This is a genomic window from Lactococcus sp. LG606, assembly GCF_017309645.1.
GTDB lineage: Bacteria > Bacillota > Bacilli > Lactobacillales > Streptococcaceae > Lactococcus > Lactococcus petauri.
Window position 1 is genome coordinate 1,205,247 of the sequence record NZ_CP071301.1, and the last position, 22,412, is coordinate 1,227,658.

Consider the following 22,412-nt stretch of genomic DNA (forward strand, 5'->3'; position numbering starts at 1 on the left):
ACCTCTAATATGTATTACTTAGTACAACTATATAGTAACACATATTAGTGATATAACAAAGTAAAATACTTTTTTTATGCTATTTAAGCTTTATCATTTGATTTCTCATCTAATCATGGTAGAATAGTAAAAATTATGAAAGAGGTTTTAGAGACTTGAAACAAGAAACAACTTTTGCTCACACTAAATTTGCCAATCCTTTTATGAATGCCTCTGGTGTACATTGTATGACTATCGAGGATCTGCAAGAATTAGAAAAATCTGATGCTGGAGCTTATATCACTAAAAGCTGTACCTTGGAAAAGAGAGAAGGAAATCCTTCTCCTCGTTATGTAGACTTAGCTTTAGGGAGCATTAACTCTATGGGTCTTCCTAATCTAGGTTTCGACTATTACTTAGATTATGTTTTGGAAGTACAACAAAATCAAGATAAGCCAACCTTTTTCTCCATTGCTGGTATGAGCCCAGAAGAGAACCTTGAAATGCTGGATCGTATTCAAAAGAGTGCATTTTCAGGTATAACTGAACTTAACCTCTCGTGTCCAAATGTACCCGGTAAACCTCAATTAGCCTATGATTTCCAAGCAACAGAGCAACTGTTAGAAAAAGTATTTGCTTTCTTCAAGAAACCTTTGGGTGTAAAGCTTCCTCCATATTTTGACTTGGCACATTTCGATCAAATGGCTGATATTCTTAACAAGTTTCCCCTCACTTACGTCAACTCTGTCAATAGTGTCGGAAATGCCCTCTATATCGATACGGAAGAGGAAGCTGTTGTAATTAAACCTAAAAATGGCTTTGGTGGTCTTGGTGGCCAATACATCAAACCAACAGCTTTAGCCAACGTACGTGCCTTCTACACGCGTCTTAAACCAGAAATACAAATCATCGGAACAGGCGGTATCGAAACAGGACAAGATGCATTTGAACATCTTCTCTGTGGTGCAAGCTTGCTCCAAATTGGGACCGCCCTCCACAAAGAAGGTCCAGAGATTTTCCCAAGAATCATTAGAGAACTTCAAGAAATCATGGACAAAAAAGGCTACCAATCTATTGATGAATTCCGCGGTAAACTCAAAAGTCTTTAATATAAAAAATTAAACTAAGGTAAAACCTTAGTTTTTCTTTTTCAATTTTTATAGGGTACCCTATAAATAACTTGACTTTATTTAGTATGTACTGTAAAATAGTATTTAACACTTCATACAAGAAATTCTTTTTACTTTTTAGAATTTATGCCCTTCCATTTTATGCTAAGACAGAGCAGGAAGAAAACAAAATTTATAGAAAGAAATGTTAAGCTACATACCTTTCACACTCCCTCAGTATGAAGTTTATTTTTATATACCCAAATTTTCAAAACTCAAATCACGCTATCGACACCAAACTAAATCTTGGGCGCCAACAGTAGCTCACTGTGAACTTTAAAAACAAGGGAAATAATGTTAAAAATTTCAAATTTATCCGTCGAGTATAAAGGCAACCTTGCCTTAGAAAATATATCACTGCACATACCTGAAGGCTCCTGTACAGGAGTTATTGGACCTAACGGTGCGGGCAAATCAACTTTGATGAAAAGTATCTTAGAGATGATTCCAACCAAATCCGGTTCTGTTACTATCAATGAAACTCCACTCAAGAATTTCAAGAGAAAGATTGCCTATGTTGCACAACGTAGTGAGATTGATCTCAGTTTTCCAATCACGGTCTTTGATACGGTTTTGACAGGTACATATCCAAACTTAAAGCTCTTTCAAAAGCCCCGTAAAAAAGAAAGACAAAAAGCCGAACATGCACTTCATAAACTTGGGTTGGATGATTTTAAAGATCGCCAGCTAAGCGCTTTGTCCGGTGGACAATTGCAACGTGTTTTCATCGCTCGTGCGTTGGCGCAAGAAGCTGACTATTACTTTTTAGATGAACCTTTCGTTGGTATCGATATGATGAGCGAAAAAATCATTATTAACATACTTGAAGAGTTACGACAGAACGGTAAAATGATTATCATCGTTCACCACAATCTTCATAATGTTAAAGCGTATTTTGATTATCTGATTATTCTTAATAAAAAACTGATTGGCGCTGATTATACAGCCCAATGTTTCACTAATGAAAATCTTCAAAAAGCTTACGGTGAAGCCCTAGGCAATATCATCATCAAGGAAAGCGAGGGCTAAGTCACAGTGGATATTTTATTTTTTCTTTCAGATATAACCGGCCTTACTGTAACCATGCTGAGTGCTTTTATCGCTTCCATTTTGTTAGGGATTATCTCCGGAATTTTAGGGAGCTTTATCGTTTTGAGACGTCTTTCTCTTATGGGCGATGCTTTATCTCATGCGGTCTTACCAGGTGTTGCAATCTCTTATATGCTAGGGATAAATGTTTTGATTGGCGCAACAGTATCTGGGATTTTAGGTGCAATTCTGATTCAATTTATCATCAAACATAGTAGTTTGAAGACAGATGCTTCGATTGGTATCATCCTGAGTAGCTTCTTTGCTCTAGGAATCATATTAATTACAAAAGCTGAAAGTGGTGCGGATCTTAATCATATTCTTTTTGGAAATATTCTTGCTGTTACACCACACGAACTTGTTCAGTCTTTGGCTTTATTGGTTGCTGTTGTTCTGGTAGTCAAACTCTTCTTCAAGGAGTTGCTTATTACTTCCTTTGATCCAACTATGTCTAAAGCTTACGGTTTAAACAATACTTTTTATCACTATTTATTGATGATTTTACTGACGCTTTTCACAATTTCTGCCTTGTCACAAGTCGGGATTGTACTTGTAGTTGCGATGCTTATTATACCTGCATCAATTTCTTATCTGTGGGTGAATAAATTGCCACATATGATCGCGTTGTCTTCTATCTTAGGTGTACTCTTTGGTATTTTGGGCGTTATTATCAGTTTCCAATATGATTTGCCTACAAGCGCAACTATTGTAATCGTTGGAGCACTCACCTTTGCCCTCTCCTTCTTCCTCAGCCCTCGCAACGGATTTATCCGCTATCCTAAGAAAGGATCTCAATCATGAACCGCAAACAACTCTCTTTGATTACCATTTTAGCCTCACTTCTTTTATTTCTTACAGCATGCTCGCCCAAAAAAGAAGAAAGTAAGGCATCAGACACACTTAAGGTTGTAACCACCTACTCCATCATTGCCGATATTGCTGAAAATATCGGAAAAGACCATGTTGATGTTTATAGCATGGTTCCACGTGGCACTGATCCCCATCAGTACGATCCGAAACCCAATGACACTCAAGCTGTTGAAAAAGCCGACCTTGTCTTTTACAATGGCCTCAATTTGGAAACTGGAAAAGGTTGGTTTGATAAACTGATTAAAAATAGTCGTAAAGAAGATTCAACCTTTATGGTCAGTCAAGGTGTTACTCCCATTCACTTAAGTGAAAAAGGCAAAGAAAGCGAAGAAGACCCGCATGCTTGGCTTAATATTCAAAATGGCATTATCTATGCCCAAAATATCGAAAAAGAGCTTTCAAAGAAAGATCCCCAGAATAAAGAAGATTATCAAAAAAATCTCAAAGTATACACAGATAAATTGCAACAACTGGACACAGAAGCAAAAGCTAAGATTGCAACCATCTCGCAGGAAGACCGAATCTTAGTGACCAGCGAAGGTGCTTTTAAATATTTCTCAAAACAATATGGCCTGACAGCTGAATATATCTGGGAAATCAATACGGATAACCAAGGTACACCAGCCCAACTCAACCGCATTAACACGATTGTCAAAGACAAAAATGTCAAAGCACTCTTTGTGGAAACCAGCGTTTCACCAAAAACAATGGAATCTGTCTCTAGACAAACTGGTGTAAAAATCTACTCAAAAATTTTTACTGACTCTCTTGCTGACGAAGGTCAGAAAGGGGATACCTACTACGATATGCTCCAATGGAATATTGAGCATATTACCGATGGGTTGAGTGGTAAGTAATCGTCATTTTCTTAAGAATATCAAAAAAACTACCAATGTCTTGGTAGTTTTTTGATTCGTTTTTTCAAAACATGAACTTTAGCTCAGCGAGGTTTTCCCTCTTAATCTTCCGTATACCAGTCATAGTGGAAAATTCCATCCATGTCAGTACGTTCATATGTGTGCGCACCGAAGTGCCACTTGTCTTAGTGCTTTAGCACTTAGAAAAAGTGGACAGCGTAGTGAGCTTGTGAACGAAGACTGAGCTTTAGCTCAGCAAGGTTTTCCCTCTTAGTCTTCTGTATACCAGTCATAGTGGAAAATTCCATCCATGTCTGTACGTTCGTATGTGTGCGCACCAAAGTAGTCACGTTGTGCTTGGATAAGGTTTGCTGGCAAGTTTGCTGAGCGATAGCTATCATAGTAGCTGATTGCACTTGTGAATGTTGGTACTGGGATACCTGCTTGAACAGCAAGGCTTACAACATCACGTACTGCTGCTTGGTAACGTTTTGTAATATCGATGAAGTATTCATCCAAGAGAAGATTTTCAAGGTCAGCATCTTTGTCAAAAGCATCTGTAATGTTTTGCAAGAATTCCGCACGAATGATACATCCTGCACGCCAGATTTGAGCGATTGTACCGTAAGGAAGATCCCAATCGTATTCTTTAGAAGCTTGACGAAGTTGAGCAAAACCTTGGGCATAGCTCATAATTTTTGAGAAATAGAGTGCTTGACGGATTTTTTCGACAATTTCAGCTTTGTCGCCTGTAAATTTCACTTCTGGACCTGATAAGATAGAGCTTGCTTTCACACGTTCATCTTTATAAGTTGAGATGAAACGGGCAAACACGGATTCAGTAATCAATGGCAATGGAACTCCCAAGTCAAGTGAACTTTGTGACGTCCATTTACCTGTACCTTTATTACCGGCTTTATCAAGGATTTTATCCACGATATAACCGTTTGTACCTTGATCATCTTTACGTTTAAGTACTTCTTTTGTGATTTCGATAAGGTAGCTGTCTAACTCACCTTCATTCCATTCTTCAAAGATCGATTGGATTTCAGCATTATCAAGACCAAGTACACGTTTCAAAAGATCATAAGATTCAGCAATGAGTTGCATATCGCCATACTCGATACCATTGTGGACCATTTTTACATAGTGACCTGCACCATTAGGACCCATATAAGCCACACATGGTTTACCATCTTGAGGTGCTTTACCTGCGATTTGTTCAAAGATTGGTGCAATCAAATCGTAAGCTTCTTTTTGTCCGCCAGGCATGATTGAAGGACCTTCAAGAGCACCCTTTTCACCACCTGAAACACCTGTACCGATAAAGTTAATGCCTGAGTCTGCAAGCTCTGCATTACGACGCATTGTATCTGGGAAATGTGTATTTCCACCATCAATTAAGATGTCACCTTTATCCAAATGTGGTAAAAGTGCTTGAATTGTCGCATCAGTTGCTGGACCAGCTTGTACCATAAGCATGATACGGCGTGGTTTTTCAATCGCAGCTACGAATTCTTCGATTGTTTTTGTCAAGACAAAATTTTTATCTGGATGTTCAGCTACAACTTCTTCTGTTTTTGCAGTCGTACGATTAAATAAGGCAACCGTATATCCACGTGATTCAACATTGAGGGCTAAGTTTTTACCCATTACGGCCATACCGACTACGCCAAAATTAGCTTGAGTCATTGTAAATCCTCCGATTTTTTATTTTTGATAAAACTATTATAACGCAATTTCTTTACAAAAGCTCAAATAAACACTGTAACATTTTTACAAAAAGAAAAACTGCCCGTAGACAGTATCTCTTTTACCACTCTGTACCTGAGAGGTCTTTAGCTTTTTTTTCAAGCTCTTCAGCTTCTTCAGAAATCTTACCAAAGTCAACATTATCTTCTACTACTTCTGCAGCATCTTCTTTAACATCTTCAACCTTATCTGCTACAGCATCCGCACTGTCATCCAACTTTTCTTTAAACTCAGCAGTTTTTTCCACTACTTCGTCAGTAATTTCTGATTCATTTTCATCGAAAAGTTCTTCGGTGCCTTCTTTGGCTTGATTGATTTTATCAACAATCGCATCACGTGTACTATTGAAAAATTCGATAACAGAGTCTTTTGAAAGTTCACCTGAGTCAACTTTTTCTTTAATCAGATCACGTTTGCTTGTCAAATAATCTTTTGCTGAGTCTGCAGAAATTTCTCCTGATTCAAAGCGTTCTTTAATATCATTGAATTTTTCTGTCGAAAAATCGCGTAAGTTGTTCAATGCGGCTTCTGGATCATCTTTAAAGTCGTCGTACATCTTGCTCGCATCTTCACGCATTTCGCTTCCTTTTTTAGGGGCGAAAAACAAAGCTGCAGCGGCACCAATCAAAGCTCCTGCTAAAAATCCTGATTTTTTAGACATATTATTTATCCTCCACTTTCTTTTTCTTGTTCTTCTTCATAAATTTATTTGCTGTTTTAGCCAATACTAAAGTTGAAGCTGAACGACCGACGGTTCCCGATTTTCTTGAGAAACGTTCAACCATGTCGCGACTGCTCTTATTCACCGCAGTAACGCTCTCTGAAAGCTCTGCTACTGCAACGAAGAGAGGGTCAATTGTTGCAACTTTTCCATTAACATCGTCTAAAAGAACATTGGCTTTTGCCATCAAGCCATCCGCTTGGTGAAGCAAAACATCGACATCACTAGAAACGAGTTTCACCGTACGATTGGCTTCCTCAACAACTTTTGAAACTTTAACTAAAAGTACAATTAAGAAGATAACCAAAGCTGCAAAAGCAATTGCAATGATCAGCCAGGCTATATTTTGTACACTAATTTCTCCCATACTTCACCTCCGAAACCGCTTAAATTCAAACGGTAATTTTACTTTATTATAGCAAAATTAATATTTTTTATAAACTAATTTGGCACATAAATTTCACCTCGGTATTTAGGGCACTCGTACCAGTGTTTTGGAGGTTTTTTAGCTTTATCCCTTTTTTATTTCTTCCTCAGAAAAAACTCGTCCTTACCTTAAAAGTTTATGTGAGAGATTGCCAGCTTCTTTGACAAGCTCGGTGATGAAAGTATAGCTTTCGCTGTAAAATTTTTCGGAATTCTTGGCTTCTTGTATAGGTGCTTCTTTTTGTCCTCTTTCGTCAAGCAATTTATCTTTATCTAATGAAACGCTTCGTTTTGTTATATTTGGGGTATAAATGTTAAGCGCATCTTTATTTGTCTTTTTCAGTGGGACAGTTGTTTTGTGGATGTTGAGAGTATCTGAGGGAATGGTACGGACGGTCCTCGTTTGCTGATGGAGTATATTAAAAATACCAAATGTGATGAGTCCAACAGTTGTCACAAGTGCAAGTGTACGTTTCATTTTTCGCTCCTCTTCTCCTCTTAATACCTCTATTTTACGCTTACTATCCTGAAGTTGAACTTACTTTTTTGTAATATAAAAAAAATGTATCTTTTGCCTTGCTACAAAAGATACACTTTTACATTCTTTTCTTAATCAATTTTTTTCAAACGTCTGATAAGCACAAACGCTATCCCGGCAATAATCATTAAAGCTGAGAAGACCTGTGATACGCGGAATGCTCCCCACATCAGACTGTCTGTCCGCATGCCTTCCACAATAAAGCGTACTGCCCCATACCAGATAAGATAGAAAGCAAAGATTTCCCCACGCTTGAGTCCTGGAATACGATGACGGAAAATCATAATGAGGAGGAAACCTGAAAAGGTTCCGATACTTTCATAGAGGAAAGTAGGTATTCGATAAGCTCCATCAATAAACATCTGCTCCCGAATAAAGGTCGGCAGATAATTTAAGTTGTTTACCGCATCGCCATAGGCTTCCTGATTAACAAAATTTCCCCAACGTCCAAAAGCTTGGCCAATAAGTACACCCGGAATACTCACATCCAGTAAATCCAGAGGATTAATCATCCGATAATAAGAAAAGACAAACAGGACAATTGCTCCTGCAATCAGTCCGCCATAAATGGCACCACCGCCATCCCAAAGAGCGATAATTTCACTTGGATGTTGGCTATAATAATCCCATTGAAAAGCAACATAGTAGGCCCGGACACCGATAAGTCCGACGGGGAAAGCCCACAAGATAAAGTCAATCACATCATCTGAGGTCAAACCTCGCCGTGGTGCTTCCTTACACGCTAGCCAGACACCGAGAGCAGCCCCTGTCACAATAAAAATCGCATACCAATGAATGGAAAAAGGGCCCAACTCTAAAGCAATCTTATTCATTGCTAAATATGGAAAATTGTTCACTTTAACTCCTTAGCTATTGTTTTCGATTAAATGTGTCAAACGATCTTCAAAAAGCGCTGTTGCATCATAGCCCATATCTTTGGCACGGTAGTTCATCACAGCAGCTTCAATGATAGTAGAAACATTACGCCCTGTTTTGACAGGAATCTTAATCTGTGGCACCTCAACATCGGCGAGGATAATATTTTTCACACCATTGCCCAACCGGTCAAATTCGCCCCCAACTTCGTAAGGCTCAAGATAGATTGTTAAATCAATATCCGTCTGATCTTTGACTGCACGCGCACCGTACAAGCTCATCACATCAATAATCCCGACACCGCGAAGTTCCAAGAAATTTTGCAAGACTGGCGCAGGTTCTCCTGCTAAAGTAAAGGCATCTCTTTGGAAAACATCAACACGATCATCAGCTACAAGTCGGTGATTACGCGCCACCAAGTCCAAAGCCGTTTCTGATTTCCCGATTCCGCTTGCTCCCTGAATCAAAACCCCAACACCATAAATATCCATCAGCACACCGTGTACACTGACACGCTCTGCCAACTCTTCATCTAAGTAAGAGGTCAGAATACTGTTCAGACGGCTAGTTGTCTCACGTGATTGCAATAAGACAATATCATGCTTACGTGCAGCATTCACCATCTCTTCCGGAATTTCAAGATTACGTGCCACGATAACGACAGGAGTTATCTCTGTCATTACTTTTTTGAGTATATCATAACGCGCATCGCCTACCTCGTTCATCATGTAGGACCATTCCTTCATCCCGAAAAGTTGTATCCGTTCAGGGGTAAAGTATTCAAAATAACCAGACATTTCCAAACCGGGGCGTAAAATATCTGAGGTGGTAATTTCTTTTTGAAGTGCTGTTTCTGTCGAGTAGATAACATTAAACTTGATTTTTTTGATGAGATCTTGCACTGTGACTGTCATATCTGTCTCCTCTTGTCTTTTTCTCCCCTTATTATATCAAAATATAGATAATAATCCTTTTTGCTTAGGCTAGAAAAGTGTAATATTTGATTCCAATTTGATAGCTAAAGTATAACTTAGCATACTGGTTCATCTTAGAGCTAAAAATAGTAAAAAAAATAATGGATGTTATCCATTATTTGATTTTGCTGAGTTTTACAAACTTGTCTACTTTATAAGCCACGTAAATTCTGCGACCTAAAAGGAAGCTTGCGATAAAGAACCAAAACCATTGGGCCTGGAAAAAGGCTATGGAAAAAATCCATGCTTCAATGATTGTTCCAAGTATAAAAGAGTAAAATCGTGATTTTAACATAGATTAACTATATCATACCCAAGAACTGAGGTCAAATATGCTAAACGAAATTTCCACCACAACGTAACTTTCTTTACAATAGCTTTTTCCTTCGCTTCCTGATAGAAAAAAGTTTGGGGATACTGTATAATACATTATGATCATAGCACATCAGCAGCTTTGAGATCAATTTTAGAAAGAAGATTACTTAATGGAAAAAGTACATGATGAAGGTCCTTTCTACCATGGGACGAAAGCTAAACTTAAAATAGGGGATTATTTAAGGGCGGGTTTTGCCTCTAATTATGATTCACGTGTGACTATGAATCATATCTATTTTACAGCTTTAAAAGATGGCGCTGGCTTTGCTGCACAAATCGCTGCTGGAAAAGCTGAGGTACCGCATGTCTACCTGGTGGAACCAGCAGGCCCTTATGAAAATGATCCCAACGTGACCGATAAAAAATTCCCTGGTAACCCAACTCGTTCTTATCGCTCTACTGCCCCCCTAAAAATAATTGGTGAGGTGACCGATTGGGTGGAGCAACCTCAAGATAAGATTGATAGTTTACGTGAAAAAATAGCTGCACGTACTACAAACAATAAATCAACTATCATTAATTAAATCCCACTTACATCCAACTAAATTTTAAAGCGGCTTAAAGCCAAAAGATAGCTCTCGGTTTGAAATAGATATTTCATTTGTAGCTATTGATTTTCTTATTGAACTCAATACACAGCGTATCATTAAAGGGAACAATATGACACGTGATGCCTTCAAGCAACGCTGGTCTTTTACCACAAACAGAGATAAACTAAAAGTTAATAAGATTAAAGCCTTAAAAATCTAAGGCAACTGAATCTTATTCTCCTATATCATCTAGCAAAAAAACTACAAATTTGGTAAAATGAGGTGCTATGGAAAAAATTAAAAACTTTGCTAAGACTGAAGCTTTCACTTATCTCGTCTTCGGCGTCTTGACGACCCTTGTCTATTACGTCTTTATGCAGTCAAGCTTTTACCTGCTTAATCACCCTGGAATAAACGCTGGGGCAATTTCAGAGGCTATCGGACAAATTGTTAGTATTATCTTCGCTTTCTTTACCAATAAAATTTGGGTTTTCAAGCATAAATCTACGCACATTTTCCGTGATTTCCTTAACTTTGCTGCCGGACGTTTATTCTTCATGCTTTTGGCCATCGTTCTGAAGTGGTGGTTTATTGATAGTCATCCAGAAATTTTGATGGATCTCTTGCACTTGAAAAAACCAGTAGTCGTTCTTGCCCTTTCACTGGCAATCCAAGTATTGAATATCGTCTTGAACTACTTCTATTCTAAATTTATTGTTTTCCGTAAAAAAGCGAAAGTATAAATGTATAATAAAAAAACGTCTGCCAAAACAGAGCGTTTTTTTTTATTTTCTAATTTCTTTAATAAATGCAACAATCTCACCACGTCGGGTTTCGATTTGACCAAAGGACTTTTTCTGATAAGTAGCATTGAATACTGCTCCGATGATAATAACTTTAGCAATAAAAATAAACCAAATCATTAAACCAAAAATAAGCAAGGAACCAACCAGTTTAAAGTCACGCATTTGCCCTAAAGCTCGACTTAAATAGGCCCCAAAAAAATGAGGCAGTGCCACAAGGACCAAGGTAGAGAAAATGGTCCCCGGCATAATATAGCGGAGTTTATGTATTTTGACATTGGGTAAGACAAAGTACAGTAAAATCAAAGAAATAAGCACCACAATGATGACAACTGGTAAGGTAGCTGTTTGCAAAGTCCGGTACAGTCGATCATCAAAGGCAAAGAGGTTCTCATGCACATAGGTCAAAATCACCTGACCAAATGTTGAAATTAAAATAGTTAAAGAGAGCATAACCATGAGCCCCAAGCCAACAACTAAACCAATAATTCGGCTGAGAATGAAGTCTCGATGTTCTGAAACCTCATAAGCTTTATTCATAGCCATCTGTAAGGTCGCAAGTGCACGGGAAAATGTCCAGAAGCCAGCCAAAACGGAAATCGAAAGTAATCCTGTATTGGGATTTTCCAAGACATTTCGGATAAATCCAACACTCATATCATAAATCTGCTCCGGAATCTGATCATGAAGCACATCCAAAATCATATCAATATCAAGATTTAAGAAGGGGAGAATGTTGGCAAAAATCAAAAGTAGCGGGAAAATGGATAAAAGCAAGTAATAAGCCACAGCAATACTTGATAAGGACATCTCTGAACTTTTATAAAAGTTCATAAAGTCCTTCAAAGTTTGCCAAGACGACACACGTTGAAAAAGAGCTTTCATCTGGTCTTCTCCTCCTTTCATTTTTACGTCTTAATAAATAGGAGAAACTTATTAGTAAGTGCCTTCTTCTCCTTGGCTTGTCAAAATTACTGGGCCATCTTTGGTAATGACAAACTGATGTTCATATTGACATGATAAACCACCATCCAATGTCTTATGCATCCAGCCTGTTTCCATATCCGTATCAATTTCCCAAGTTCCTGTCGAAATCATTGGTTCAACGGTCAAAACCATACCCTCACGCAAACGTAAACCACGTCCAGCTTTTCCGTAATGAGGCACAAGTGGATCTTCGTGGAAGGTTGGGCCCATACCATGTCCGACAAGGTCACGAACCACGCCATAACCACGACTTTCTGCATGTTCTTGAATAGCTGCTCCAATGTCCCCGATACGGTTACCAACGACAGCTTGTTCGATTCCAAGATAGAGACACTCACGTGTCACATTCATAAGATTTTTAACTTCTTCTGATGGTGTGCCTACAGCATAAGCCCAGCAGCTATCTGCAATAGCTCCGCTGAAACCTTCGGTATATTTCTTCATCTCAGGAACATTATCAAAATCAAGTTTTGAAACATCGACAGAACCATCTTCAACCATGCCCAAAACCATGTCTACTTTGATAAGATCGCCATCTTTTAATTTCATGTGACGAGGGAAACTATGCGCAACCTCATCGTTCAATGAACAACATGTGGCATAAGGATAATCCATAATTGAACCATCTACACCGATTTGGAGAGGAAGAGTATTATTTTCTTTACATACTTTTCGTACATACTCTTCGATTTCCCACATGTCGATACCTGGTTTTATCAAATCACGCAAACCGATGTGGATACTTGCCAACAAAGAGCCGGCACGATCCATTTGATCTATTTCACGTTGAGATTTTAATGTAATCACTATTTTTACCTTCTTCTAAATATTTCTTTAATCGCAATGATAATCCTATTTTATCATAAAAATACTGTGGTAGAAAGCCCCGAAAAATGCACAGGAGCTGATTTTTCTGGAATTTCTTGATATAATTTTGTTATATAAATTTCACAAGGGAGCAAAAAATGGCTTTAGCAAAAGTAGTTTATGCAAGTATGACCGGCAATACGCAAGAAATCGCGGAAATTGTCGCTGATAAATTGGAAGATTTAGGTCTTGATGTAGATTTGGACGAATGTACTTCAGTTGATGCTGACGAATTCGAAGATGCGGATCTTTGTATCGTTGCCACTTATACTTATGGTGATGGTGAATTGCCAGATGAAATCGTTGATTTCTATGAAGACTTGCAAGATGTTGATCTTTCTGGAAAAACTTTCGGTGTCTGTGGTTCAGGGGATACTTTCTATGATGATTTCTGTATTTGTGTCGACATGTTTGAGGAACAATTTGCACTTACTGGAGCTGAAAAAGGGGCAGAATCTGTCAAAGTTGACTTGAATGCTGAAGATGAAGATATTACAAATCTTGAGGCTTTTGCGGAAACATTAGCGTCCAAAGTTCAATAAAAGAAAAAACTGCTCATGAGCAGTTTTTTTTATAGACTAAACATCAAAATTCCCGCTGCAACGGCGACATTCAAAGACTCTGCACGTCCAGGCATCTCTATATGGACAAGCTGATCGGCCACCGCGACTGCCTGAGCAGAGACACCTGCGCCTTCATTCCCCATAACTAAGGCAAAATCCTTTTCGGCTACAAGTTCTTTATGACTGATGGACTGGTTAGATAAAGTGGTAACATAAAGAGGAATGTGCGCTTTTTGCAATTCCGTAAAATCTGCCACAGACAAAATAGGAATGTGAAAGTTACTCCCTTGCATACTTCGCATCACTTTTGGAGCATAAATATCTGCCGTATCTCCGAGACAAAGTACTGCTGAAAATCCTGCAGCATCAGCTGTCCGAATCATCGTCCCGACATTGCCAGGATCTTGGACATTTTCAAGTACTAAGTACTTACCGTTCTTCAACTCAACTTTCACTTCTTCGAAAGCTACCTCAGCGACAACACCTTGCGGTGTTCCAGCATCCGATAGGCTTTTAAGAACTTCTGAACTCACTGCGATAACTTCTTCCAGATGTGCAACTTGGTGATATTTGTTTTCTTCCACAAAGATTTGTAAAATTTTCGCTCCCGAATTGACAGCTTCTTCTAGCAAATGAAAGCCCTCAATAAGATAAGAATTTTTGCGATATTTTTTCTTTGTCAGCAGCTTACGTGCTTCTTTTATTTTTTTATTGTCTTTTGCTGTAATAATTTCCATTTGCTATAATTATAACATAGAATACATGAAGATTTTTATTTTCCTATAAGGAGGTGTAAGTATGTATAAGGTTAAAATGATTGCTCATGGACAGGTACAAGGTGTTGGTTTCCGTTATGGTACAGTCCAAATCGCACGGCAACTCAAACTCAAAGGACGCGTATGGAATAATTCTGATGGCACTGTGGGGCTTTATGTCCAGTCTGATAGTCAGAAAGCTTTGTCAGACTTCGAAGATAAACTTCGGAAAGGCCCCACTCCTTTTGCTTCAGTCACAAAACTCGAAACCTATCCAGACGAATTCCCGGACTTTAAAAATTTCGATATTAAATATTAATGAATAACCAAAAAAAGACTGTCTTAAACAGGCCTTTTTTTGTTTTACCAGTTAAAAAGATTAAGAAGCATCAAATGCCATTTGACTTCATTGGCATAGTACATATTTCCCCCGTTAACGTAGAGTTTCCCTCCGCTATTCATTAAAGAATCGACCGTTACATGGTAATAGGTTGCACTCGTGGTGTTTCCCAAGCTAGGTGCTACAACTGTACGTGAATACTTTTCAGCCAGTTCTAAATTATTTTTTCCACCGTTTTTCGCAACATAATCTATATATGCTTGACCAAAGTTATATGCTTGAACTCCTGTCCAAATATCAACTTTTTTATCTTCAGCGTACTCTAAAACTTTACAAAGATTGGAAACACCTTGCGCAATACTTTTATCTTCATCTGAAATACTATTTTGATTGCCATTCAAACTCTCGCTTGACTGCATAACATCCGCAGCATTTCCTTTTGTCTCTGTATAAATAATAGCCAATGCAAGCTTTGTATCGCCCTCTAAGCCTTGAGCTTTCAAGGTTGCATCAACCGATTTTTCATATTGCATCACATTTTTTACGTTTCTATAAGTTCTGTGCACGTAAAAACCTGCTCCGACCACTGCTGCCAGTAGCGCAAGCTTGATGAATAGCTTCAAAATTTTCAACATTTATCTATTCCTAATCATTTTTTCGACGGCTCATGTCTCAATTCCAGTTGTTATTATATGCCATCTCATGTTAAAAACTTCTCTAGCATTTCCACCTTTATTTACTTATCACTGTTCATTTTTATTCGGTGGTGGAAATTTTGTTAAAAAAGTCGTACTTATATTCTAGACTAAAGGAAACCCTTTTGTCAAATCTAATGCAAATTGGCGAACCTCTTGAAGGGCAAATTCATCATCTTTATTTGATAATGCTTTAATAATTGCTTGTGCAATCTTACGACTTTCTTCTTCTTTCATACCGCGGCTAGTGATTGCCGCTGCACCTATACGCACACCACTTGTTTTAAAAGGACTAAGTTCCTCACCAGGAACAGAATTTTTATTGAGGGTGATGTTAACTGTATCCAGGAGATTTTGTGCTTCTTTACCGTTAATGCCAAGCTCTGATACTTTGACGAGGAATAGATGGTTGTCTGTACCATCTGAGATAACGTGTAAACCGGCTCTGCTAAATTCATCAGCCATAGCTGCTGTATTTTTCACTACTTGGTCAATATAGATTGAAAAATCTGGTGACAAGGCTTCTTTAAAAGCAACTGCTTTAGCAGCAATGACATGCTCTAAAGGACCGCCTTGTAAACCTGGGAAGATAGCGCTGTTGATTTTTTTAGCTAGCTCCGCATCATTTGTCAAAATGAGACCACCACGTGGACCACGTAATGTTTTATGTGTTGTAGAAGTTACTACATCTGCATAAGGGAAAGGACTTGGATGGTGGCCTGTAGCCACAAGACCAGCAATATGAGCCATGTCTACCATCAATTTTGCACCAACACGGTCTGCAATCTCACGGAATTTTGAAAAATCAATAATACGCGAATAAGCTGATGCTCCAGCAACAATAAGTGCTGGGCGATGCTTTTCAGCTTGTTCTGCAATTTCGTCAAAATCCAGCAACTCTGTTTCTGGATTAAGACCGTAAGAAACAAAATTATACATCTTGCCTGAGAAGTTGACTTGAGAACCATGAGTCAAATGACCACCAGAATTCAAGTCCATACCTAGTACAGTATCTCCGGGCTCAATCAGTGCCATGTAAGCTGCTGCATTGGCTTGTGATCCAGAATGTGGCTGCACATTAGCAAAGTCTGCATGGAAGAGTTCTTTGGCGCGCTCGATGGCCAAGTTTTCCACCACATCTACAGCTTCTGTCCCGCCGTAATAACGCTTTTCCGGATAACCTTCTGCGTATTTATTTGTTAAGACAGATCCCTGAGCTGCACGTACCGCTGGGGATACGATATTTTCTGAGGCAATTAACTCAATTGTTTCTTGTTGTCGAACTTCTTCGGCATGAATAGCAGCCCAAAGTTCTGGATCAAACGCTTCAAAATTATAAATTTCCATGTATGTCTCCTTTGCCTTATACGATGCTTACCTCAAGCTTTTTTGATTGCGTGGGTAGCTTTTGTACATCTTCCATTATATCTAAAGCAAAGTGCCGAACCAAATTATTTGTTCAGACAATTTCAGATAATTCTGGAACCGCATCAAGAAGTTCTTGCGCTGTAATTGCCCCTTGACGTAAAATTTTGGGCTTTTCACCAGAGAGATCCAAAATCGTTGTATCTAAACCATAAATACTGTCATCTTGAAGTGCAACAGCTGCTTTATCAAGGATAGCTGATGTTAAATCCTCATAGAAACGGGGACTTGGTGAGCCCGTAAGATTAGCAGATGGACCAACTAAAACCCCTAAAGCTTTAATTACTTCTTGTGTGGCTGGAATTGAAGGCATTCGGAATCCAACAGTAGTTTTCCCTACATGTATCCACTCGGGAACTTCCGGACTTGCTTCTAAAATAATTGTCAAGGGTCCAGGTAGAAAATTTTTCACGAGTTTTTCAAGGTAAGCAGGTTGATGCACTGAAAATTTTAAAATTGTGTCGTAATCTGCTACGTTCATATTCAATGCTTTTTCAACAGGACGTCCTTTTACAGTATAAAGTTTTTGCACCGCTGCTTCGTTGGTTGCATCCGCAAAAATGCCGTAAACTGTTTCTGTCGGTAGTACTGCCAATTCTCCTGCTTTTAAAGCTGCTATTGCTTTTTCAACTGTCATTTTATAGCTCCTTTCTTAAGTAGCATTTATCTTTAAGTAATTTCCCATTTTCGTAAATAGGAAAACTATAATGGTCAATAAAATAATTTTTTATCTTATGGGTGTATGTAAAACCACAAGCTTCATAAAAAAGAACATTTCCAGATTCCTCGTCGGTTCCAACGGTCATAACGCCTTGGCCTTTGTACTTTTTAAAAAGGTAATCTAAAAGTGCTCTGCCATAGCCCTGACCCTGTGCTCCAGTAGCTACAGCTAGATTTTTGATTTCGAGAGTTGAGCTGACCACACACACTGCCCTGACTTCGGACTGATCCATCAGCACAAAAAGTTCACCTTTTGCAAGATAGCTCATAATATGCTCGTGATCATCAGCTAAAAGAAGTAAAGGGAGATAGCTCTCTTTCTTTATTTCTATACGTTTTATTTCCATCTATGTCACACTTATCATACGATCTTTTTCAAAAATATCACGGTGCACACATACTTTTTTAGCAGGAAAAGCCTTCTCAAACAAGTCTTTCACTGCTTGACCTTGTTTATACCCAATTTCTAAATATATTTTTCCTTGTGGCTTTAAAAATTGGTGAGCTGCTTCAGCAATTTTCTGATAAATTGCCAGTCCTTGCTTTTCAGCAAAGAGTGCACTATCCGGTTCAAAGCGAATGACGGATTGATCCATTTCATATGTTTCATCAAAGGCAATATAGGGAGGGTTGGACACAATAATATCGTACTGACCTGGGATATTTTCAAAGACATCAGAGAGAATGAAATTAAGAGAAAGTTGATGTGTTTTTGCATTCAATTGAGCAAGTTCAAGTGCTTTTTCTGAAAGATCCGATGCAGTAATGTCCCACTGTTTTCTTTTCTGAGCGAGCGCTAGAGCAATAGCTCCCGATCCTGTACCAATATCTAAAACCGCGCGTTTATCTTGCTCATTTTCAGCGAGAATCATCTGCACCAGCTCTTCTGTTTCTGGACGTGGAATCAGAACACGCTTATCCACCGCAAGTTTCAAATCACAGAATTCAGCCCATCCTACAATATATTGTGGCGGTTCATTATTTTTTAAACGCTGCGCGACAGATGTAAGTGCAGCTAAATCCGTATCTGAAATCGTTTCTCTTTGTAAATTTAACCACTGTAATTTTGTAATCTCGTGCAAATTTCTCCAGACGAATTCCAGAGCGAAAGGCTCTTCCAAATCTTGAGATAATTGGCGCACAGCCTCAATCCATAACATTTTTTCTTTCCTCACTTTCCTCTCATTTTAAAGGAGAGGGAAAACACGCCCCAATAAATAAATGATGATGGGGATTTTCAGATTATCTTTTTCAAAAAGGACACCATTTTCATTACGTGTCCTATTTTTCTCATTGACAATATTTTCCAATCTTCCTAGAGCCAGTGCATCAAAGCTTTTCATTATTTCCGTCACTGATTGACTACTGTATTTGCCAAATTCTGTAAGAGAAAGAACTTTTTTACGTTTGCTCCAATTATCTCCTTCTTTGAGCTCTTGCCAAAGACGACAATAAGCATTGCCCTTATAAAAGTCAATGCTCATCCGTACGCGTCTATCCAATCTCTGAAGATGCTTTGAAGGACTCTCAACATTTTCAATGGTGATCCAATAATCTTGGTTAATTGCTTGGCAATAGAGCAAATCAAAGTGCGTTTCTTGATTACTAACTTCAAAGACAAGGACTTTTGTCTCAACGTCCTTCACTCTCTTTGCCGTTTCCATACATCTTTGCTCTTCTGCGCGCAGCCGAATATTAAATCCTTCAAATTGAAATTCGGTCATTACTTGTTAAGCTCCGCCAATTTTTCCGTTTGATCATAAACCACAAGTGCATCAATGACTTCATCCATTTTACCTGAAAGGATGGTATCCAATTTTTGTAAAGTTAGTCCGATACGGTGATCTGTCACACGGTTTTGGGGGAAATTGTAAGTACGGATACGTTCTGAGCGATCACCTGTTCCGACAGTGGACTTACGTTCGGCATTTTGCTTATCCAACTCGATTTGTTGATAGTAGTCAAATACTTTCGTATTAAGCAATTTGATGGCTTTGTCACGGTTTTTTTGTTGTGTACGTTCTTCTTGCATTTCAACTTTGATACCTGTAGGCAAGTGAACCATACGTACAGCTGTCGCAACTTTGTTGACATTTTGTCCACCAGCACCTGAGGCATGGTAGATATCAACACGGAGATCTTTTTGCTCAATTTTCATCTCGAATTCTTCAACTTCAGGCATGACAAGAACTGTTGCTGTTGAAGTATGTACACGACCTTGTGTTTCTGTTGATGGCACGCGCTGGACGCGGTGAGCGCCAGATTCATATTTTAGTTTGCTGTAAACAGAAGTTCCCGAAACAAGAGCTGAAACTTCTTTATAACCCCCAATGCTTGTCACACTGGCTTCCATGATTTCAAATTTCCAACCTTGTGACTCTGCATAATGTTGGTACATATTTAGCAAATCGCCAGCGAAAAGAGCTGCTTCATCACCACCTGCTGCACCACGAATTTCCAAGATAATATTTTTATCATCATTTGGGTCTTTAGGAAGCAAGAGAATTTTAATCTTTTCTTCCAGTTCTTCTTTAGCTGCTTTTGCTTCTGAAAGCTCCTCTTTGAGCATCTCTTTCATGTCCTCATCAAGGCCACCTTCACCAAGCATTTCTTCACTGTCAGAAATAGTTTCAAGCACTTTTTTATATTCATTATAAGTAGCTACAGTATCTCGCAGATTCGCTTCTTCACGTGAAAGTTCCATAAAGCGCTTTGTATCATTGACAACCTGTGGATCACTGAGTAATTCGCCCAGCTCCTCATATCGTCCTACCATCGTTTCAAGTTGATCAAACATTTTTTATTTTTCCTTACTTCTTTTTTATATCTCTTCTTTTATACGATACTATCCATCTTTTTCAAAGGGTGAAAATAGTGCTTACGGCACACTGGAATATAACTCTCATTACCACCAATCTGAAGTTGCTCGCCTTCATAGACAGGTTCGCCTTCAACCATGCGTAAAACCATCGTTGCTTTTTTACTGCAATACCAGCAAATAGTTTTAATTTCTTCGATTTTATCAGCCAGAAGCAATAAGTATTTTGAGCCTTCAAAAAGTTCATTTCTGAAATCATTTTTTAAGCCAAAAGCCATCACAGGGACATTTAAATCATCAACCACACGTGCCAAATCATAAATATTTTGTTTATTAAGAAATTGAGCTTCATCAATCAACACACAAAAAGGCCTTATTGGCAAGCTTTCGATATATTCATAGACATTCATGGTATCGTCAATCGCTACAGCTTCGCTACTCATACCAATACGACTTGCAACTATACCAACACCGGCACGTGTATCTAAACTAGAAGTCATAATCAAAACAGGTTTTCCCTGTTCTTCATAATTATGGGCAACTTTCAAGATTTCGATACTTTTGCCTGAATTCATACTGCCATATTTGAAGTACAATTGTGCCAATTTTCTTTCCCCTTTATAAAAATGGCTTAAAAGCCTTATTTAATAGCATTTTCCAGTGATATTATTATTTTATTTTCGATAATAATATCATTAATTATCACTATTTTTCATTCATTTCTGCCCACTTTTTGCCCACCAAATTTGCTTAAGAAATTTTGTTAATTCTATTCATTTTTTGGTTTAATTCTTTAGACATATTAGGTGTGACATGAGTATATATATTATTGGTAATAGTGGATGTTGCGTGACCAACTCTTTGCATCACCACTTTTTGGTTTATTCCCATTTCTGCTAATAATGAAATATGAGAGTGGCGCATACAATGGCAAGAGAATTGCTTATCTAGCCCCGTTTCTTGTCCATAATATTTAAAAGATCGATTTAGATGACCAATATTATGTGGTTGACCTGAACGAGTACAAAAAATGTATCCATGATTTTCATAACCCACATAAGTACTGTCATGATTAGCTTTCAGATACTCTTCGATAATTTCGACCGCTCTATCATTGAGATCAACTTCCCTATAAGAAGATAATGTTTTAGTCGTGGTATGAGTATGTTTCGTCACACCCTTAGTATAATCTAAGTTAGTTTCCACTTTAATTATACGTCTTGTGCGGTCATAATTTTCTTCTTTTAACGCCGCTAATTCACAGTATCTTAAACCAGTTAAAAATAGAAATTCAATAGTTAGAGCTATAAAGTACGTACGAGGATTTTCAGATTCTCTCATCCTATTTAAGACCTTAGCTAAATCTTCCACTGTAAACAGTTTTCGATTCTGCTTTTTTATATCTTCCAAAGTTTTTTTGGAAAGACTTAATTTCACATTCAATGTAGGATCTTTAGAAATAATTTCCATTCTCTTTGCAAAATCAAAAATAGACTTACAAGTTAAAAAATAACCTTTTACTGTACCTGATTTTAAATTCAAACTATTAAAAAATATCTGAATTTGGAAAGTTGTAAATTGTGATATTTCCTGGTCTCCAAATTCATCAACGAAACGCTTTATTTGTTTTCTCCTATTATTTAAGGTCGATGGCTTTAGCCTTTTACTACAGTCATTTAACCATAAATTAGCCACAGAAGAAAAAGTTAAAGAATTAATATTTAAACTAGAATTTAATATATTTAATTCACTTTGTTCAATTTTTCGCTTAGCCTTTGTTAACAATATTTTTCTAGCTTTTGTTTTAGCTTGATTTGAATTAGATGTCAAAGTTACAGAAACTTTATCCTCAGATTTTGTAACTATATTAAAGTATCTCATACGCCAGAGAAACTTGTTTTTCCGAGATTCAGACCATAAACTTCCTACTTTTATATCTTCAACTTTCATATTGCCTACCTTTTCTTTTGGGAAAAGTGCAGAATAAAAATCATACTTATTATATCATTTTTATCTGTATTTTTCCTCGTCTTTTATTTTTAAAAATTCGTCAAATGCTGGAAACCATACACGTCCGCTCATTCTAAAATAATCCCCTTGCATGAATCGTTTATCTTTTTTCATTTCGCAAATTTTATTTCTAGCGGTCGAAACCTTTATAGAATAAAAGTTTGAAATACCTTCAGCATCAATCATCTTCTTATCCACGGTTATTTCTGTTCTACTCATCCTTCCCCCCTATATACAAAAAAACAAGGGCGAGATTTCTCCCACCCTTCATAT

At 37.9% G+C, this 22,412-nt stretch carries 28 protein-coding genes; 8 read left to right on the forward strand and 20 right to left on the reverse strand.

Annotated features, from left to right (window positions below; translation table 11 throughout):
* The first annotated feature begins 155 nt into the window (after window positions 1–155).
* The 4 genes from J0J35_RS05895 to J0J35_RS05910 all read left to right on the forward strand — a co-directional run bounded on the left by J0J35_RS05895 (window position 156) and on the right by J0J35_RS05910 (window position 3,964).
* Window positions 156–1,088 carry a dihydroorotate oxidase gene (locus J0J35_RS05895; protein WP_198494286.1) on the forward strand — a complete coding sequence of 311 codons (933 nt, stop codon included), beginning with the start codon at window positions 156–158 and terminating at the stop codon, window positions 1,086–1,088.
* A gap of 354 nt (window positions 1,089–1,442) precedes the next feature.
* A complete protein-coding gene (locus tag J0J35_RS05900) occupies window positions 1,443–2,177 on the forward strand; it encodes a metal ABC transporter ATP-binding protein (RefSeq protein WP_206916101.1) in 735 nt (244 codons plus the stop codon).
* A gap of 6 nt (window positions 2,178–2,183) precedes the next feature.
* The gene (locus J0J35_RS05905; RefSeq protein WP_206916104.1) at window positions 2,184–3,038 is read left to right on the forward strand and encodes a metal ABC transporter permease; all 855 of its coding nucleotides are present in this window, start codon (window positions 2,184–2,186) and stop codon (window positions 3,036–3,038) included.
* Complete coding sequence (locus J0J35_RS05910; RefSeq protein ID WP_206916106.1) at window positions 3,035–3,964, forward strand: metal ABC transporter substrate-binding protein; 930 nt, start codon at window positions 3,035–3,037, stop codon at window positions 3,962–3,964. The genes J0J35_RS05905 and J0J35_RS05910 overlap by 4 nt, the downstream gene beginning before the upstream one ends.
* 270 nt (window positions 3,965–4,234) lie before the next feature.
* Here J0J35_RS05910 and gndA read toward each other — a convergent pair whose 3' ends face one another.
* From gndA to J0J35_RS05945, 7 genes are all read right to left on the reverse strand, one after another.
* Window positions 4,235–5,656, reverse strand: a complete 1,422-nt coding sequence (gene gndA / locus J0J35_RS05915) for an NADP-dependent phosphogluconate dehydrogenase (RefSeq protein WP_061414650.1) — start codon at window positions 5,654–5,656, stop codon at window positions 4,235–4,237.
* A gap of 121 nt (window positions 5,657–5,777) precedes the next feature.
* A complete protein-coding gene (locus J0J35_RS05920) occupies window positions 5,778–6,377 on the reverse strand; it encodes a YtxH domain-containing protein (protein ID WP_019293389.1) in 600 nt (199 codons plus the stop codon).
* Between the two features lies 1 nt (window position 6,378).
* Window positions 6,379–6,804: a DUF948 domain-containing protein gene (locus J0J35_RS05925; RefSeq protein ID WP_003134326.1), complete on the reverse strand. Its 426-nt coding sequence runs from the start codon at window positions 6,802–6,804 to the stop codon at window positions 6,379–6,381.
* Window positions 6,805–6,987: 183 nt separating this feature from the next.
* Window positions 6,988–7,341 (reverse strand): hypothetical protein, encoded by a 354-nt coding sequence (locus tag J0J35_RS05930; protein WP_061414654.1) that lies wholly within the window; start codon window positions 7,339–7,341, stop codon window positions 6,988–6,990.
* A 131-nt stretch (window positions 7,342–7,472) separates the two neighbouring features.
* Window positions 7,473–8,234 (reverse strand): prolipoprotein diacylglyceryl transferase, encoded by a 762-nt coding sequence (lgt, locus tag J0J35_RS05935; protein WP_207781790.1) that lies wholly within the window; start codon window positions 8,232–8,234, stop codon window positions 7,473–7,475.
* A 33-nt stretch (window positions 8,235–8,267) separates the two neighbouring features.
* Window positions 8,268–9,191, reverse strand: coding sequence for an HPr(Ser) kinase/phosphatase (hprK, locus tag J0J35_RS05940; protein WP_019293392.1), 924 nt, complete (start codon window positions 9,189–9,191; stop codon window positions 8,268–8,270).
* Between the two features lie 175 nt (window positions 9,192–9,366).
* Entirely contained in the window at window positions 9,367–9,546 is a 180-nt protein-coding gene (locus tag J0J35_RS05945; protein ID WP_014025241.1) for a hypothetical protein, read from the reverse strand.
* Between the two features lie 190 nt (window positions 9,547–9,736).
* Between J0J35_RS05945 and arr the strand changes: the two genes are divergently transcribed.
* Both arr and J0J35_RS05955 read left to right on the forward strand, forming a co-directional pair.
* Window positions 9,737–10,150 carry an NAD(+)--rifampin ADP-ribosyltransferase gene (gene arr / locus J0J35_RS05950; protein ID WP_206916109.1) on the forward strand — a complete coding sequence of 138 codons (414 nt, stop codon included), beginning with the start codon at window positions 9,737–9,739 and terminating at the stop codon, window positions 10,148–10,150.
* A 293-nt stretch (window positions 10,151–10,443) separates the two neighbouring features.
* Complete coding sequence (locus J0J35_RS05955; RefSeq protein WP_003134318.1) at window positions 10,444–10,899, forward strand: GtrA family protein; 456 nt, start codon at window positions 10,444–10,446, stop codon at window positions 10,897–10,899.
* Between the two features lie 42 nt (window positions 10,900–10,941).
* On the opposite strand, the gene J0J35_RS05960 is transcribed toward J0J35_RS05955, so the two are convergent.
* Together J0J35_RS05960 and J0J35_RS05965 are read right to left on the reverse strand one after the other, a co-directional pair.
* Window positions 10,942–11,844, reverse strand: coding sequence for a YihY/virulence factor BrkB family protein (locus J0J35_RS05960; protein ID WP_086583086.1), 903 nt, complete (start codon window positions 11,842–11,844; stop codon window positions 10,942–10,944).
* Window positions 11,845–11,895: 51 nt separating this feature from the next.
* Window positions 11,896–12,753, reverse strand: a complete 858-nt coding sequence (locus J0J35_RS05965; protein ID WP_206916111.1) for a methionyl aminopeptidase — start codon at window positions 12,751–12,753, stop codon at window positions 11,896–11,898.
* 158 nt (window positions 12,754–12,911) lie between these two features.
* Between J0J35_RS05965 and J0J35_RS05970 the strand changes: the two genes are divergently transcribed.
* Entirely contained in the window at window positions 12,912–13,355 is a 444-nt protein-coding gene (locus J0J35_RS05970; protein ID WP_019293396.1) for a flavodoxin, read from the forward strand.
* Window positions 13,356–13,384: 29 nt separating this feature from the next.
* Here the strand turns inward: J0J35_RS05970 and J0J35_RS05975 are convergent, their stop codons facing one another.
* Entirely contained in the window at window positions 13,385–14,113 is a 729-nt protein-coding gene (locus tag J0J35_RS05975; RefSeq protein ID WP_061414663.1) for an RNA methyltransferase, read from the reverse strand.
* A gap of 61 nt (window positions 14,114–14,174) precedes the next feature.
* Here J0J35_RS05975 and J0J35_RS05980 point away from each other — a divergent pair, with 61 nt between their 5' ends.
* Window positions 14,175–14,450, forward strand: coding sequence for an acylphosphatase (locus J0J35_RS05980; protein WP_061414666.1), 276 nt, complete (start codon window positions 14,175–14,177; stop codon window positions 14,448–14,450).
* A 44-nt stretch (window positions 14,451–14,494) separates the two neighbouring features.
* Here the strand turns inward: J0J35_RS05980 and J0J35_RS05985 are convergent, their stop codons facing one another.
* From J0J35_RS05985 to J0J35_RS06030, 10 genes are all read right to left on the reverse strand, one after another.
* Entirely contained in the window at window positions 14,495–15,106 is a 612-nt protein-coding gene (locus J0J35_RS05985; RefSeq protein ID WP_061414669.1) for a lysozyme family protein, read from the reverse strand.
* A gap of 165 nt (window positions 15,107–15,271) precedes the next feature.
* Window positions 15,272–16,513: a serine hydroxymethyltransferase gene (gene glyA / locus J0J35_RS05990; RefSeq protein ID WP_206916113.1), complete on the reverse strand. Its 1,242-nt coding sequence runs from the start codon at window positions 16,511–16,513 to the stop codon at window positions 15,272–15,274.
* 112 nt (window positions 16,514–16,625) lie between these two features.
* On the reverse strand, window positions 16,626–17,228 hold the full coding sequence (locus J0J35_RS05995; protein ID WP_206916125.1) for an L-threonylcarbamoyladenylate synthase: 603 nt from the start codon (window positions 17,226–17,228) through the stop codon (window positions 16,626–16,628).
* 1 nt (window position 17,229) lies between these two features.
* On the reverse strand, window positions 17,230–17,658 hold the full coding sequence (locus tag J0J35_RS06000) for an N-acetyltransferase (protein ID WP_206916128.1): 429 nt from the start codon (window positions 17,656–17,658) through the stop codon (window positions 17,230–17,232).
* Window positions 17,659–18,471 carry a peptide chain release factor N(5)-glutamine methyltransferase gene (gene prmC, locus J0J35_RS06005; RefSeq protein ID WP_206918176.1) on the reverse strand — a complete coding sequence of 271 codons (813 nt, stop codon included), beginning with the start codon at window positions 18,469–18,471 and terminating at the stop codon, window positions 17,659–17,661.
* A 27-nt stretch (window positions 18,472–18,498) separates the two neighbouring features.
* Window positions 18,499–19,035: a hypothetical protein gene (locus tag J0J35_RS06010; RefSeq protein ID WP_206916131.1), complete on the reverse strand. Its 537-nt coding sequence runs from the start codon at window positions 19,033–19,035 to the stop codon at window positions 18,499–18,501.
* Window positions 19,035–20,108 carry a peptide chain release factor 1 gene (prfA, locus tag J0J35_RS06015; RefSeq protein ID WP_061414679.1) on the reverse strand — a complete coding sequence of 358 codons (1,074 nt, stop codon included), beginning with the start codon at window positions 20,106–20,108 and terminating at the stop codon, window positions 19,035–19,037. The genes J0J35_RS06010 and prfA overlap by 1 nt, the downstream gene beginning before the upstream one ends.
* 38 nt (window positions 20,109–20,146) lie before the next feature.
* A complete protein-coding gene (locus J0J35_RS06020; protein ID WP_206916132.1) occupies window positions 20,147–20,734 on the reverse strand; it encodes a thymidine kinase in 588 nt (195 codons plus the stop codon).
* Between the two features lie 145 nt (window positions 20,735–20,879).
* Complete coding sequence (locus tag J0J35_RS06025; protein ID WP_206916135.1) at window positions 20,880–22,079, reverse strand: site-specific integrase; 1,200 nt, start codon at window positions 22,077–22,079, stop codon at window positions 20,880–20,882.
* Between the two features lie 60 nt (window positions 22,080–22,139).
* The gene (locus tag J0J35_RS06030) at window positions 22,140–22,358 is read right to left on the reverse strand and encodes a hypothetical protein (protein ID WP_206887778.1); all 219 of its coding nucleotides are present in this window, start codon (window positions 22,356–22,358) and stop codon (window positions 22,140–22,142) included.
* Window positions 22,359–22,412: the final 54 nt, after the last annotated feature.